This window comes from Vibrio sp. SBT000027 (assembly GCF_963894355.1).
Taxonomy (GTDB): Bacteria; Pseudomonadota; Gammaproteobacteria; order Enterobacterales; family Vibrionaceae; genus Vibrio; species Vibrio splendidus.
The window spans coordinates 479,375-493,760 of sequence record NZ_CAWQGD010000004.1 but is presented as its reverse complement, the minus strand read 5'-3'; the positions used below and the strand labels follow the sequence as shown (position 1 = coordinate 493,760).

At 45.1% G+C, this 14,386-nt stretch carries 15 protein-coding genes; 3 read left to right on the top strand and 12 right to left on the bottom strand.

Annotated elements, in window-relative coordinates:
* Nucleotides 1-536: 536 nt before the first annotated feature.
* The 3 genes from thiI to pomA form a co-directional block, all read right to left on the bottom strand.
* On the bottom strand, nt 537-1,985 hold the full coding sequence (thiI, locus tag AACU28_RS12175) for a tRNA uracil 4-sulfurtransferase ThiI (protein ID WP_004734408.1): 1,449 nt from the start codon (nt 1,983-1,985) through the stop codon (nt 537-539).
* Nucleotides 1,986-2,324: 339 nt separating this feature from the next.
* Nucleotides 2,325-3,272, bottom strand: a complete 948-nt coding sequence (locus tag AACU28_RS12170; protein WP_121603000.1) for a flagellar motor protein MotB — start codon at nt 3,270-3,272, stop codon at nt 2,325-2,327.
* 12 nt (nt 3,273-3,284) lie between these two features.
* Nucleotides 3,285-4,049, bottom strand: a complete 765-nt coding sequence (pomA, locus tag AACU28_RS12165) for a flagellar motor protein PomA (protein ID WP_004734406.1) — start codon at nt 4,047-4,049, stop codon at nt 3,285-3,287.
* Between the two features lie 298 nt (nt 4,050-4,347).
* Between pomA and xseB the strand changes: the two genes are divergently transcribed.
* The 3 genes from xseB to dxs are packed head-to-tail and all read left to right on the top strand — an operon-like array spanning nt 4,348 to nt 7,400.
* A complete protein-coding gene (xseB, locus tag AACU28_RS12160; RefSeq protein WP_004734405.1) occupies nt 4,348-4,590 on the top strand; it encodes an exodeoxyribonuclease VII small subunit in 243 nt (80 codons plus the stop codon).
* A 20-nt stretch (nt 4,591-4,610) separates the two neighbouring features.
* Complete coding sequence (ispA, locus tag AACU28_RS12155; protein ID WP_004734404.1) at nt 4,611-5,495, top strand: (2E,6E)-farnesyl diphosphate synthase; 885 nt, start codon at nt 4,611-4,613, stop codon at nt 5,493-5,495.
* A gap of 21 nt (nt 5,496-5,516) precedes the next feature.
* Nucleotides 5,517-7,400, top strand: coding sequence for a 1-deoxy-D-xylulose-5-phosphate synthase (gene dxs, locus AACU28_RS12150; protein ID WP_054542966.1), 1,884 nt, complete (start codon nt 5,517-5,519; stop codon nt 7,398-7,400).
* 125 nt (nt 7,401-7,525) lie between these two features.
* Here dxs and AACU28_RS12145 read toward each other — a convergent pair whose 3' ends face one another.
* The 9 genes from AACU28_RS12145 to nrdR all read right to left on the bottom strand — a co-directional run bounded on the left by AACU28_RS12145 (nt 7,526) and on the right by nrdR (nt 14,293).
* Entirely contained in the window at nt 7,526-7,885 is a 360-nt protein-coding gene (locus AACU28_RS12145) for a putative quinol monooxygenase (protein WP_004734402.1), read from the bottom strand.
* Between the two features lie 50 nt (nt 7,886-7,935).
* The gene (gene pgpA / locus AACU28_RS12140; RefSeq protein WP_029222743.1) at nt 7,936-8,442 is read right to left on the bottom strand and encodes a phosphatidylglycerophosphatase A; all 507 of its coding nucleotides are present in this window, start codon (nt 8,440-8,442) and stop codon (nt 7,936-7,938) included.
* A complete protein-coding gene (gene thiL / locus AACU28_RS12135; RefSeq protein WP_061022387.1) occupies nt 8,442-9,416 on the bottom strand; it encodes a thiamine-phosphate kinase in 975 nt (324 codons plus the stop codon). Before thiL ends, pgpA begins: the two co-directional genes overlap by 1 nt.
* A gap of 115 nt (nt 9,417-9,531) precedes the next feature.
* Complete coding sequence (gene nusB / locus AACU28_RS12130) at nt 9,532-9,999, bottom strand: transcription antitermination factor NusB (RefSeq protein ID WP_004734399.1); 468 nt, start codon at nt 9,997-9,999, stop codon at nt 9,532-9,534.
* Nucleotides 9,999-10,469 carry a 6,7-dimethyl-8-ribityllumazine synthase gene (gene ribH / locus AACU28_RS12125; RefSeq protein WP_004734398.1) on the bottom strand — a complete coding sequence of 157 codons (471 nt, stop codon included), beginning with the start codon at nt 10,467-10,469 and terminating at the stop codon, nt 9,999-10,001. The genes nusB and ribH overlap by 1 nt, the downstream gene beginning before the upstream one ends.
* Before the next feature lie 280 nt (nt 10,470-10,749).
* The gene (ribBA, locus tag AACU28_RS12120) at nt 10,750-11,859 is read right to left on the bottom strand and encodes a bifunctional 3,4-dihydroxy-2-butanone-4-phosphate synthase/GTP cyclohydrolase II (protein WP_004734397.1); all 1,110 of its coding nucleotides are present in this window, start codon (nt 11,857-11,859) and stop codon (nt 10,750-10,752) included.
* Nucleotides 11,860-11,967: 108 nt separating this feature from the next.
* On the bottom strand, nt 11,968-12,624 hold the full coding sequence (locus AACU28_RS12115) for a riboflavin synthase (protein ID WP_004734396.1): 657 nt from the start codon (nt 12,622-12,624) through the stop codon (nt 11,968-11,970).
* 84 nt (nt 12,625-12,708) lie between these two features.
* Nucleotides 12,709-13,803 (bottom strand): bifunctional diaminohydroxyphosphoribosylaminopyrimidine deaminase/5-amino-6-(5-phosphoribosylamino)uracil reductase RibD, encoded by a 1,095-nt coding sequence (gene ribD, locus AACU28_RS12110; protein ID WP_061022389.1) that lies wholly within the window; start codon nt 13,801-13,803, stop codon nt 12,709-12,711.
* A 40-nt stretch (nt 13,804-13,843) separates the two neighbouring features.
* Entirely contained in the window at nt 13,844-14,293 is a 450-nt protein-coding gene (nrdR, locus tag AACU28_RS12105) for a transcriptional regulator NrdR (RefSeq protein WP_004734394.1), read from the bottom strand.
* Nucleotides 14,294-14,386 lie beyond the last annotated feature (93 nt).

Genomic DNA, 14,386 nt, shown 5'->3' with positions numbered 1-14,386 from the left:
GCTCCTGCGATGTTGTGTTTGCAAACTCGTTCTTTTCGAGTTGGGTAGAGTTCTACCAAATGTTTTGTTGCAGTTCTATACTGAAACGAGACATGTACTTCCTGTATTTATTTTGACCTGTCTGTCAAATTTGTTTACACCGCCTTATGGGCGGTGTTTTTTTATGTGCAAAGAAAAATAACAACAAGTTTATCAATAGCTGTGCTAATTAATCTTTGTTATTTTTCATCGTTAATCACAGAATCAGACACCCACTCAAATAATCAACTGAACACATACAAATAGAACCATTGAATAGCACTAAAAAGTAACAGAGTTCCTCAGATACTCACACTTCTTCGGTCACCTACAAGCCAACTCAAACCCCATCATTTCAATCTCAGAATATCAATCTCAGAATATCAAGACAGAGCATGATGATAACTCGACAAACTCGCGCCTCTTACTGCCTACTGTAAAACATTCACAATAGAAAATAAAAAAGCCGCTTACTTTTCAGTAAACGGCTTTGCAAAATATTCGGCTACTCTATACCACTATGGGCGGTAAACCTTCACGTTATGGAAGCCTTGCTCTTTTAAATAAAGTGCCTGTAGACGGCTCATTACACCGCGGTCACAGTACAGCAAGTACTCTTTTGCTTGGTCCAAGTCGCCAAACTGAGTCGAAAGCTTGAAGAACGGGATATGTTTAATTTCAACACCATCGATCTCTAGTGGGCTTTCGTCTTCTTCGTCTGGGCTACGGATATCAAGAACGATAGCGTGCTCAGCAACAGCTTGAACTTGTTCAACTTCCGGCGCTTGCTCTTGGCTCTCTTTCTCGATGTCACGGATATCCATAACTCGAGCGTTCTCGATCACTTGCTCCAGCACTTCAAAGTTAAACTTAGCTTCTTCTGCTTCTAATTTGCCTTTCTTCGCTTTCACTGTTGGCTTCTTAGAAATAACACCACAGTACTCAGGCATTACTTTCGCAAAGTCTTCGGTGCCAATCTTACGAGACAGGTCGATGATGTCTTCTTTGTCCCAGTTAATAAGCGGACGAAGGATCAAAGTATCGGTCACGTTGTCAATGTGGCGAAGGTTAGTTAGCGTTTGGCTAGAAACCTGACCTAATGCTTCACCGGTTACTAGGGCTTCTATACCGAAGCGTTCTGCAACCATACCACCAGCACGCATGAACATACGCTTAAGAACCACGCCCATTTGGCCATCTTCAACGTTCTCAAGAATCTCTGCGACTACCGGTTCAAAATCGATAGAGATGAACTTCACCTTTGCCGATGAGCCGTATTTATCCCATAGATAGTGAGAAACTTGCTTAACACCAATTTCGTGCGCAGGGCCACCTAGGTTAAAGAAGCAGTAATGCACTTTAGAACCACGTTTGATGTGTAAGTAGCTTGAAACGCCAGAATCGAAACCGCCAGAGATCAAGCTCAGTAAATCTTCTTGAGTACCTAGAGGGAATCCGCCTAGGCCTTTATGACGTTCAATAACTTGGTTTAGCTTTTCGTTCTCGACTTCAACTTTAACGGTAATATCTGGATTTTTCAGTTTTACTTTTGCTGATTCAACCGCTTGGTTTAAACCACCACCTACGTAGCGTTCTAGCTCGATAGAAGTAAAGTCATGTTTACCACGACGCTTGGCTCGCACAGAGAAAGTCTTGCCTTCAATAAGAGCACCGCTTCGTTCAAGAACTTGCTCGTAAATATTGTGCAGGTCTTTAAATTCTGATTGCTGAACCTCAAGGGAGTGATGAATACCCGGAGTTTGCGTCAATACTTCGAGTGTTTCTTTAAAGTACTTGTCGCTCTCAGACGTCACTTCGATGTAGTCACGGCGGTTGAAGACAGCCACAGACTCAGTACGACGCTGAAGAATAGTACGAATATTACGTTCTAGAATCTTTGTGAAGCGCTTACGCACCGATTCACTTTTAATAAAAATTTCCGGATGAGGCTTAACAATAAATTTCATAGTACTTTCACGCCAATAAGGTTCACAAATTTTAGTAGGTTCATCACCACGTAAAAGGTCATTTCACATAGTTATTGAAGCAATAATAGATCAATATTAAATCTAAGGGCGCGAATTATACATGAGAAAGTGAAGCAAGGAAAAGAGTGGTTGCTTTAACCCGATAATTAAACCGCCTGTTATTAAAAGTAGCAGGTTTCAAAACGACATAAATACCGCTGAGAGCATCATTGAAGACCAGAAAACAAAAAGCCCAACCTCATCATAAGGTTGGGCTTTCGATGCTATCTGCTGACTAACGTATGTGTACCTGAAGACTAATCGCGGTCTCTCTGCCTATTACTGACCAATAACAGGTACTTCATCACTGTAAAGCGGCTCACCCTGCATAATGCTGATTTCAACACGGCGGTTGAGGCTACGCTGCCATTCAGTATCGTTCGGCTCTACTGGCTCTGTGTCGGCCATACCGCGCACTCTCAAGCGTTGATGAGAGAAGCCACGCACCTTTTCCATCTCTTGAGCCACAGACACCGCACGCTGCGATGATAAGTCCCAATTAGAACGATAAAGCTCTGAATCAAGTCTCTGGTTATCGGTGTGACCAGAAATACGAACAATGCCCGGTACATCTTTTACCAATTCAGCCACCTGTCTAACCAATGGTCGAAACTTAGGTTGTAGGAAAGCAGAACCCGATGGGAATGCACCCTTCTCACGAATTCGAATCACAATCTGCTGGCCAAGGTTTTCCACCTCAATCGCGCCTTGGTCGATCTCTCGCTCCAACGCTTTCTTGATACTTTCCATCAAGGTTTCCATCTCTTGCGATTGAGCTTCGGCTTGCTGTTGCTGTTGGTCTGACTCAGAGTTTTGATTGTCGTGAGTTGAAACCTCTGGCGACTTGCCTCCCGTCATCTTGCCTTGGTCACGCATTGTGCCGCCAGCACGCTCAGATTCACCTTCATGAAACTCAAGCGTTTGCTGCGTAATATCAATCGTCTGCTGCATGATCACATCAATCGGTGTCGGCTCTGGGCGACCAGGACGGAACTCTTGTGCAATGATGCTGGTGCCTTTAGGAATGTCTTTCACTTCCAAGCGGTTTTGCACACCAAACGCAAATTTCATCGAGCCAGCGATCTGTTTGAACTTCAGTACGTCCATCTCAGAGAATGAGAGCAGCAGTACGAAGAAACACATCAGCAGTGACATCAAGTCAGCAAATGTCCCCATCCATTGAGGTAACCCCGGAGGAGGACATTTACATGGATTGTCTTCATCCATCTTCAAATCCTCTTACGCGGGTTCACCATCAATCGTGCGCTTACCTTCATTGAGGTAGCTCTTGAGGTAACCATCGATAACTCGTGGGTTCTGACCATCTTGAATCGCTAATACACCATCCATAACCAAACGACGGTTGAGTGTCTCTTGATCACGACGCAGCGCAAGCTTGTCCGCAATTGGGAAGAACACCATGTTCGAAAGAATTGCACCGTAGAGGGTCGTTAAAAGTGCTACCGCCATCGCAGGGCCGATCGCTTTTGGATCATCCATGTTAGAAAGCATGGCAACTAAGCCAACCAAGGTACCAATCATACCCATCGCGGGTGCTACATCACCAAATGCAGAGAACACCTTCGCGCCCTGCTCATGACGCTCTGTGGTTAATGCGATGTCTTTTTGCAGTGCAGCACGCACCACATCACCATCATGGCCATCTACTAATAGGTCGATGCCCTTTTGCATGAAACTGTTGCTGATTTCCATTTCTTCAAGTGCCAAGAAGCCACCCTTACGTGCTGCATCCGCCATCTCTACCACTTTAGCGATAAGATCTTCAGGCTCATCGGCCTTAAACATAAATGCTTTGCCAGCGATTTTGGTTGCTCCAAAGAATTGTCCCATGGTGAACTTCATTAGAACAACAAACGTTGAACCACCCACCACGATCAAAATGGATGTCGTGTCATAGAACATCCCGAGGCTTCCACCTAGGATCATTGCCATGATTACAAAGGCAAATCCACCAATCAAACCTATTAGGGTTGCTAAATCCACTGAGCACTCCTCATGCTTTTTTGTAGCTCTACGTCGACGATAATCTTTTTATCGGCCAGACTATAAGATCTTTTAGTAAATTCTTGGCCTAAATATCACACTTTTCGTTTTTGAATCACAATTATTGGCTTACTTTGCTCTTATCCTTAGCGCATAAACTCGATAAAGCTAAGGTTATTCAACCAAAGTGAGTTCAAGCCCCTTAAAAACGAACTTTCTAGCAAAATTTCTTGGTTACATTTGACCATCTCAGCGGCCTAGGGTAACGTTCGTTCATATTTCCAAACGCAGATTTATTATGGCTACTAAGAAACCTGAAAATATGAGCTTTGAAGCGGCTATCGAAGAGCTTGATGGCTTGGTTGATCAACTAGAAAATGGTGATCTAGCTTTAGATGATGCGCTGAAAAAGTTCGAACGAGGCATCTCCCTCGCTCGTGCTGGTCAAAGTAAACTAAACGATGCTGAACAGCGTGTTAGCATCTTACTGCAAAATGATGAAAATGCAGAACTTAGTGACTTTAACCCACAACCAGAATAACGAATTGTATGAGATCCCCTATGATCGAGACTTTATTGTCTTATCAAGCACGTAATAACGAGCAACTGAACCTTTGGCTTGATCGCCTGCCACACCAAAATCAGAACCTTATCAACGCGATGCGTTATGGGTTACTTTTAGGCGGCAAACGCGCACGTCCATTTCTTGTCTACATTACAGGGGAAATGCTCGGCTGTACCGCTGAAGAACTCGATACTCCAGCTTCTGCAATCGAATGTATTCATGCCTATTCTCTGATTCACGACGACCTTCCAGCAATGGATGACGATGAACTTCGTCGTGGCCATCAGACTTGTCACATCAAATACGATGAAGCAACGGCAATTTTAACTGGCGATGCCCTACAAACTCTCGCGTTTACTATACTTGCGGAAGGCACATTAAGTGCTGACGGGGAAAGCAATCGCGTTCGAATGATTCAACGCCTAGCTGAAGCGTCTGGTGCACAAGGTATGTGCATTGGACAAGCTCTTGATATTGAAGCTGAAAACCGCTCTGTCACGCTAGAAGAGTTAGAAGAAGTTCACCGTAACAAGACTGGCGCTCTAATGAAGAGTGCGATTCGTTTAGGTGCTCTGGCTGCTGGCGAAAAAGCGTTTGAAGTGATGCCTCAATTAGATAAGTACGCCGATGCAATCGGGTTAGCCTTCCAAGTTCAGGATGATATTTTAGATATCATTAGCGATACCGAAACTTTGGGTAAACCACAGGGCTCTGACCAAGATTTGAACAAAAGCACCTACCCTTCTTTGTTAGGTTTAGAGGGCGCTCAAGAAAAAGCGCAAACTCTGCTACAGGAAGCGCTTCAAGCTTTGGCTGCAATCCCATACAATACCCAGTCACTCGAAGAGTTCGCCCGATACGTCATCGAGCGCAAGAACTAAGACAATAAGCGCGCATTACCTATGACTCTTGATATATCAAAGTACCCAACTCTTGCTTTGGCTGATAAGCCAGAGGATTTGCGTCTACTTCCAAAAGAGACGCTTACACAGCTTTGTGATGAATTACGTACCTATCTTCTTAACTCGGTGAGCCAGTCAAGTGGTCACTTAGCGTCAGGCTTAGGTACAGTAGAGCTAACCGTTGCTCTGCACTATGTGTATAACACGCCTTTTGACCAATTGGTTTGGGATGTTGGCCACCAAGCCTACCCACACAAGATTCTTACAGGTCGTCGCGACCGCTTGTCGACTATCCGTCAAAAAGATGGACTGCACCCATTCCCATGGCGTCAAGAGAGCGAATACGACACCCTATCGGTTGGCCACTCTTCAACATCGATCAGCGCCGGACTTGGTATGGCGATCAGTGCGAAGAAAGAAGGTAAGAACCGTAAAGTCGTCAGTGTCATTGGTGATGGCGCGATTACCGCAGGTATGGCCTTCGAAGCCATGAACCACGCGGGCGATATTCACAATGACATGCTGGTTATCCTTAACGATAACGAGATGTCGATCTCTGAAAACGTAGGTGCTCTGAACAACCATCTAGCTCAAGTTCTTTCTGGCAGTCTTTACACGTCAATTCGTGAGGGTGGCAAGAAAGTGCTATCAGGCGTTCCGCCGATTAAAGAGCTCGTTCGTCGTACAGAAGAACATTTAAAAGGCATGGTTGTCCCCGGCACCATGTTTGAAGAGTTAGGCTTTAACTACATTGGTCCAATTGATGGTCATGATGTCAATGAGCTGATTAAAACGCTGAAGAACATGAGAGATCTTAAAGGTCCTCAGTTCCTGCATATCATGACGAAGAAAGGCAAAGGCTACGAGCCAGCTGAGAAAGATCCAATTGGCTACCATGGCGTACCTAAATTCGATCCTGCACATTCAAGTCTACCTAAGAGCACCAGCTCTAAACCAACTTTCTCTAAGATTTTTGGCGACTTCCTGTGTGATATGGCCGCTCAAGATCCTAAGCTAATGGCGATAACGCCAGCAATGCGTGAAGGTTCTGGTATGGTGCGTTTCTCGAAAGAGTATCCAGAACAGTACTTCGATGTAGCAATTGCTGAGCAACACGCTGTGACACTAGCAACTGGTATGGCGATTGCGGGTGATAAACCGATTGTGGCTATCTACTCAACTTTCCTACAACGTGGCTACGATCAACTGATCCACGATGTGGCAATCATGGATCTACCGGTTATGTTCGCTATTGACCGTGCAGGCCTTGTCGGTGCCGATGGTCAAACACACCAAGGTGCGTTCGACTTAAGCTTTATGCGCTGCATTCCAAACATGGTGATCATGGCACCAAGCGACGAAAACGAATGTCGCCAAATGCTATACACTGGCCACCAGCACACAGGCCCAAGTGCCGTTCGTTACCCTCGTGGTAATGGCATGGGTACAGAGATTCAAAGTGAGTTTACTGCGCTAGAGATTGGTAAAGGCCGTATCGTTCGCGAAAGTGCAAAAGTAAAAGATGGCTCGAAAGTCGCTATTCTGAGCTTTGGTACTTTCCTTGAAAGTGCACTTCAAACCGCAGACGCTATCGATGCGACAGTTGCAGACATGCGTTTTGTGAAACCGCTAGATGAAGCCCTGATCAAGCAACTTGCTGCTGACCACGATGTACTAGTGACTATCGAAGAAAACGCGATTGCAGGTGGTGCGGGGGCGGGTGTGATTGAATTCTTGATGCAAGAGAAGCTGCTAATGCCGGTATTGAACCTTGGCCTACCAGACAAGTTCATTGCTCAAGGTACTCAAGGTGAGCTGCATGAAGAGCTTGGCTTAGATGCGAAAGGTATTGAGAAGTCTATCTCCGACTACCTTGCCAAATAGCTTTCACAAGCAAACAGCATAAGCGACAAAACAAAAAAGGTTGGCCCTAGGGTCAACCTTTTTAGTATCTGCTAACTGATAAACTATTCGTTGTTTAGCTGTTAGTTATTAGCAATTAAGCCTGCTTAGCAACAAGGCTTAAGCACTGGCGCGTCATAGTTCTCTGGTTCGTCAGAGTAGATAGCAACGTTGAAGTTCTCAACCAAGCCTGTCTCTTCAACACACTGCTCTTGGAAGAACTGTTGAATCTCACGACGTTGACAGTGTGCTTCGAATGCTTCGTTGTCCGCCCAGATCTCATTGAATGCAATAGGGAAACTCTCACCCTCTGCAAATGGGCTCTGAATGTGACGAGTCACTGTATATTGGATACAACCGTCTTCACGCATTGTGTTTGGCTCTAGTGATTTAAGAACTTCAAACAACTCGTTCAATTTGCCTTCTTTAGGCTGAAATTGAGCAACACAGTAAACCTTCTTAGACATTGTAAATCCTTGTTTTTATGTATTATTGTTCGTTCTTTAGATATTGATTCTTAAACGAGCCAACCTGAAAAATGAGCCACTGCATACAGCGAAATCGCCGCCATAATACCCGCCACGATATCATCAATCATGATACCTAAGCCGCCGTGAACTCGCTTGTCTAACCAACCAATTGGCCAAGGCTTTACCATATCGAAAAAACGAAACAGAACAAAGCCGGCGAATAGCCATTTCCAATCATTAACAGGAATACCCAACAACGGCACTAGGCCCATGGTGATCCAAAAGCCCGCAAACTCATCCCATACAATAGAGCCGTGATCGTGCACGCCCATGTCATCAGACGTCACTTGGCATATTTTGATACCAATAATGCAGCTCACAACCACAAGAATGACATAAATAGGGAAAGGTAACTGAACCAGCAATAGATAAAATGGGATCGACGCAAGCGTGCCCATGGTGCCGGGAATAATCGGCGATAAGCCACTACCAAAACCCGTTGCCAATAAGTGCCAAGGGTTTTTAAGAGAAATAAGAGAAAGTGGGTTTGTCATCAATTAACCTTAAAGTGATCGTAACCAGTTAAGTTCCAACTCAGTGGTTCACCATTATTGTGTAATTCAAAATATTCTACAGGTCTTATCTGGCCAATGCAGGTGACTTTTGTTCCAGTGTGTGACAAAGCACTTTCCAATGAACCTTTATTCTCTTCCGGCACAGTAAAACACAGTTCGTACTCTTCACCACTGGTCAACGCATACTGTTGAGCCGAAGCAATATCAGATGCGAACTGGCGTAGTTCTGGAGAAATTGGCAGCGTACTCACATCAATGCTCGCACCAACCTGAGAACGCTTAAGGATATGTTTTAAATCAGCAATAACACCGTCAGAGATATCAATAGCAGACGAAGCAAGGTTCACGAGCGCTTGACCAGCCAATACTCGAGGAACGCTCAGATAGTGCCTTTCTTCAAGCTCGAGAGCGTAAGGTTTGACTTTGTTCTGTTCAGGATCAAGCAATACTTCTAGGCCGGCTTTGCTATCACCTAGGTTACCCGTGACGTAAATCCAGTCGCCCACTTTAGCGCCATCTCTACGCAGTGCTCGACCTTCTGGCACAAAACCTTGTACAGTCAATGTCAGACTTAATGGCCCCTTGGTTGTATCACCGCCAATTAACTGAATACCAAAGTAGTCAGCGAGCTTGAAGAAGGAGTCACAGAAGGGAGCAAGCCATTCTTCATCGACTTCTGGCATAGTTAACGCAAATGAAACCCAAGCAGGTGTCGCGCCCATAGCCGCAAGATCACTGATGTTCGAAGCTAACGCTTTATGCGCCACCCATGCAGGATTCGCTTCGGCTAAAAAGTGCGTACCTGCAACTAAAGTGTCGGTGCTGATCGCTATCTCAACATTGCCCGGCGCTTTGACCAAAGCACAGTCATCGCCCGCAGCCAGATGTACGTCTTTACGTTGTGGTTGTCGATTTACAAAATATTTTTCAATCAGGTTAAATTCGCCAGACATCACATGCCCTATCTTTAGTCTTCATACAAATCACCGTAATTATTGAGATTACAGAAATTTAGTTACAAAAAAGGCCAGCATAAAAGCTGACCTTTAGATTCAATATACGAACGTCTTATTTCTTACGAACGTGTGGTGCAGCTTTATCAAGCACACCGTTAACAAACTTATGGCTGTCTTCTGCTGCAAATACTTTTGCAAGCTCGATAGCTTCGTTGATAACCACTTTGTATGGTACATCTTCGCGACGAGTCATCTCGTACATAGCTAAACGTAGAAGCGCTAGTTCCATCAAATCCAGATCTTGCATAGGGCGAGATACGAATGGACGAAGCTTGCTATCAAGTTCCATGTGGCTAAGAGCAACACCAGTCAGTAAGTCGCGGAAGTATGCAACGTCTGTTTCTGGCATAGCTAGAGCAGGTTCTGCGGCATGATGCTCTTCTTCATCATACTTACCACCAGATAAGAACTGTTCTTCAACGGTAGCAATATTTTCTTTAGTAATTTGCCAAGAATAAATTGCTTGTAGAGCAAATTGACGTGCGTTACGACGTGCGGCTGGTTTCACACTGGCCCCCATTAGGAATCGATTTCAGAAAGAACGTTGATCATCTCAAGTGCGCTAAGTGCGGCTTCTGCACCCTTATTACCAGCCTTGGTTCCTGCGCGTTCAATAGCTTGATCGATCGTATCAACAGTAAGAACACCAAACGCGACTGGAAGTGAAAACTCCAGAGACACTTGTGCCAAACCTTTATTACATTCACTACAAACATAGTCAAAGTGAGGTGTACCGCCACGGATTACTGTACCAAGAGATACAATCGCATCGAACTTACCTGTTTTTGCAACGCGTTGCGCTACAAGTGGAAGTTCTACTGCACCAGGGCAACGAACAACAGTGATGTTGTCTTCGCTTACTTGTCCATGACGCTTTAAAGTATCGATTGCACCAGAAAGTAAACTTTCGTTAATAAAACTGTTGAAACGAGCAATAACGATAGCAATTTTTGCATTTGGCGCTGGGAAGCCACCCTCGATCACTTTCATAAGCCTTCCTTTAACTATTTTCATCAAGTGAGAATCGCCGGATTCTAGCACAAAACTGTGAGCAATATCTAATGCTAATTTAGAAGAACAGACACCGGAGATGTAAAGATGATAACGCAGCACGGCTCTCAACCATATAGGAGCAACCAGTAGTCAAGCTCGTGTATTTAACACGTTTTGAATCGGACTTAACTACTTTGCTCTTTTGGCAAAACGAATCACCAAAAGAGCCACTGGAATCATCGGTAAATTATGTTGCTATAAACAGAGATATATCGACTTACTCGCAAACATACTCAACAACGTTAAGACCAAAGCCACCTAATGCGTGGTAACGCTTGGTGCTTGAAGAAAGCAGACGCATATCATGAACACCAAGGTCTTGTAGAATCTGAGAACCCACACCAACACGACGCGAGGTACCTTGCTTTTTAGCCATGGTTGGCTGCTCGTTCTTATCTTGAGCTTCGAATGTCTTCACTTTGTGAATCAAAGAATCAGACGACTCTTCGTTACCCAGAATAACCAACACACCGCCTTCGTCGCCAATGCGCTTCATCGCTTTATCTAGCGACCAGCTGCGCTCAGTACCACGGTCTGAATGAAGCAGATCGGTGAACGTGTCATGCAGGTGAACACGCACTAAAGGAGCGCCTACAGACAAGTCGCCTTTTTGCATTGCGTAGTGGATCTGGTTATCAATCGTGTCACGGTAAGTCACAAGCTCAAAATCACCAAACTCTGTTGGCAAATGACATTGTGCTACGCGTTCAATCGTCGTTTCTGTGTTGTTGCGGTATTCAATCAAGTCAGCAATGGTGCCTAATTTGATATCGTGTTTTTCAGCGAAGACTTCAAGATCAGGGCGACGTGCCATGGTGCCGTCGTCATTTAGGATCTCAACGATAACAGATGCTGGCTCACAACCTGCTAGACGAGCTAAATCACAACCTGCTTCAGTGTGGCCTGCGCGTGTTAGAACACCACCTTCTTGAGCTGTCAGTGGGAAGATATGACCAGGTTGAACTAAGTCAGCCGCTTTCGCATCTTTTGCCACAGCCGCTTGAACGGTAACAGCGCGGTCTGACGCAGAAATACCCGTTGTTACGCCCTCAGCAGCTTCAATTGAAACCGTAAAGTTTGTCGTGTACTGAGCGTTGTTGTCTTGAACCATAGGCGCTAGACCCATGCGATTTGAACGCTCTTTGGTCAACGTTAGGCAGATTAAGCCACGGCCATACATCGCCATGAAGTTAATCGCTTCTGGCGTGACATGTTCTGCTGCCATGATCAGATCGCCTTCATTCTCGCGATCTTCATCATCCATCAGGATAACCATTTTTCCTAGGCGAATGTCTTCAATAATTTCTTGAGGAGTACTAATTGGCATTGTTCTATATCCTTTGAAATGGTTCTGCTTCCTAGAACCGACACTATTTAAACCTGATGATATTGCTTCGCTTTACAAAGTCTCGCTTAACACACTTTGTACCAACGATTAGGCAAAACCATTCTGCTGTAAGAATTCCATCGTTAATCGAGATTCAGGCTCAGACTCTTGCTGCTGGCCTTGCAGTAGACGCTCCATATAACGCGCTAATACATCGACTTCTAGATTCACTTTACGACCAACATTGAATTGATCAATGGTGGTTTCTGAAGAGGTGTGAGGAACGATAGTCAACTTAAAGGCATTCTTGCGTAAATCATTCACAGTCAGGCTAATACCATCAACAGTGACTGAACCTTTTTGAGCTACGTACTTTGAGATCTCTGCAGGCATTTCTACCCAGAACTCAATCGCACGACCGACTTGGTTACGCTCAACAATCTCACCCACGCCATCAACGTGACCCGATACGATATGACCACCGAAACGCGTGGTCGGTAACATTGCTTTCTCTAGGTTGACCTTGTCGCCGGCTTGGTAATCCACAAAACCCGTTTTTTTCAGGGTCTCAAGCGAAAGGTCTGCACTGTAGCTGTGATCGTTATACTCAACGACCGTCAAACACACACCATTGGTCGCGATACTGTCGCCTAACTTAACGTCAGCCATATCAAGATTACCAACATTAACCGTTACGGTGATGTCTTCTCCGCGGGGAGTGATTGCACTCAATGTACCTACGGCTTCTACAATTCCTGTAAACATTTTAAAACTCTTTTTGTTGTCAACAACACGTATGTAGTTGGAGTAACTATTTCTACTGTGGTTTCGTCACGATTTATTTCGCGACTATTGGTTAGCCGCAATTGATTTCGCAATAATAGGCTTCGCGACAATGCGAATATCCACACCAACCTGTCGAACATCTTTGATTTCTAGGTCAATCACATCAGACATTGAAGTGAGCCCTAATGCGCCCATCAAACCTCGTCCGTCACTGCCCATAAGTTTAGGCGCTAAATAGAGGATTAGCTCATCCACTAGCCGTGCTTCAATCAAGCTCTTGGCCAATGTCGCGCCCGCTTCGACCCAAATATGATCAATATGGTTCGCTGGCAATTGACGCATCAGATCGTGCAAATCGAGCTGACCTACCTCTGTGGTTCCGACTTCAATATCAGCAGACGCTTCAGCGACTCTCAATACCGATGTTGGAGTTTGGAATAACTTGAGCTCAGGACGCAGTTGATTTTGACGATCAAGAATCACGCGAATCGGCTGACGCAGCTCGTCTTCAGCGTAATGACCTTTGATACTGCTTGGCAACTCTGCCCAACGAACATTCAACGACGCGTTGTCTTCAATCACCGTCTGGCTAGTTGATAGCACAGCGCCTGATTTTGCTCGGTAGTTCTGAACATCACGACGCGCTTCTGGCGATGTGATCCACTGGCTTTGACCATTTTCCAATGCCGTTTGCCCATCAAGGCTAGCGGCCATCTTTAACTGAACGAATGGCATGCCCGTTTGCATACGCTTGATAAATGCAGGGTTCAAGTCGAGAGCATCTTGCTCTAATAAACCGATTTCAACCTCAATACCCGCATCGCGTAGCATTTTGATACCACGACCTGCAACTTTTGGGTTTGGGTCCTGCATGGCACAAATCACTTTGGCTACTTGAGCCTGAATCAAACCTTCAGCACAAGGTGGCGTTCGACCATAGTGCGAGCAAGGCTCTAGCGTGACATAAGCAGTCGCACCTTTTGCCTTATCGCCAGCCATTCGCATGGCATGTACTTCAGCATGAGGTTCACCGGCTTTGGCGTGAAAACCTTCACCAACGATCTGACCGTCGGTTTGCACGATGACACAACCCACATTCGGGTTTGGCGCAGTGGTGTAAATGCCGCGTTTTGCTAACTGAATAGCACGCGACATCATTTTAAAATCTAGGGGAGTAAAGTTTGACATGATTGAAGAGTTAATCCTCTAATTTAGCGATTTCTTCGCCAAACTCTCGGATGTCTTCAAAGCTGCGGTAAACAGAGGCAAAACGAATGTACGCCACTTTATCCAATTCTTTCAATTGGCCCATCACAAGATTACCAATCATCTCGCTTGGTACTTCACGCTCACCAGTTGCACGGAGTTGTGACTTAATCGTACTGATCGCAAGTTCAATCGCATCAGCACTCACTGGGCGTTTTTCTAGGGCGCGCTGTACACCACCCACCATTTTATCTTCATTAAATGGTTCGCGGTTTCCATTCGACTTTATGACTTTCGGCATCACAAGTTCTGCCGATTCGAAAGTCGTAAAACGTTCACTACATGCAAGGCATTGACGGCGACGACGAACCTGATGGCCATCGGCTACCAGTCTTGAATCGATTACTTTAGTGTCGTTCTCTGAACAAAAAGGACAATGCATATCACCTCCAAATAATTGAATATCAGTGTAACGGAATTGCCAAACGTTAGGAAAGAAAAAGGGCCAATTAAGGCCCTTTTGTGTGGTGATTCA

Coding starts and splice junctions, on each gene's coding strand:
- AACU28_RS12145 (WP_004734402.1), bottom strand. CDS start 7,885: ATGTCTAAGAAGGTTTACTGTGTTGCTCAATTTCAGCCTAAAGAAGGC.
- thiL (WP_061022387.1), bottom strand. CDS start 9,416: ATGTCTGGCGAATTTAACCTGATTGAAAAATATTTTGTAAATCGACAA.
- ispA (WP_004734404.1), top strand. CDS start 4,611: ATGATCGAGACTTTATTGTCTTATCAAGCACGTAATAACGAGCAACTG.
- ribD (WP_061022389.1), bottom strand. CDS start 13,803: ATGATGTCGCGTGCTATTCAGTTAGCAAAACGCGGCATTTACACCACT.
- xseB (WP_004734405.1), top strand. CDS start 4,348: ATGGCTACTAAGAAACCTGAAAATATGAGCTTTGAAGCGGCTATCGAA.
- AACU28_RS12170 (WP_121603000.1), bottom strand. CDS start 3,272: ATGGATGAAGACAATCCATGTAAATGTCCTCCTCCGGGGTTACCTCAA.
- ribBA (WP_004734397.1), bottom strand. CDS start 11,859: ATGCCAATTAGTACTCCTCAAGAAATTATTGAAGACATTCGCCTAGGA.
- nusB (WP_004734399.1), bottom strand. CDS start 9,999: ATGGGGGCCAGTGTGAAACCAGCCGCACGTCGTAACGCACGTCAATTT.
- pgpA (WP_029222743.1), bottom strand. CDS start 8,442: ATGACAAACCCACTTTCTCTTATTTCTCTTAAAAACCCTTGGCACTTA.
- thiI (WP_004734408.1), bottom strand. CDS start 1,985: ATGAAATTTATTGTTAAGCCTCATCCGGAAATTTTTATTAAAAGTGAA.
- dxs (WP_054542966.1), top strand. CDS start 5,517: ATGACTCTTGATATATCAAAGTACCCAACTCTTGCTTTGGCTGATAAG.
- AACU28_RS12115 (WP_004734396.1), bottom strand. CDS start 12,624: ATGTTTACAGGAATTGTAGAAGCCGTAGGTACATTGAGTGCAATCACT.
- nrdR (WP_004734394.1), bottom strand. CDS start 14,293: ATGCATTGTCCTTTTTGTTCAGAGAACGACACTAAAGTAATCGATTCA.
- ribH (WP_004734398.1), bottom strand. CDS start 10,469: ATGAAAGTGATCGAGGGTGGCTTCCCAGCGCCAAATGCAAAAATTGCT.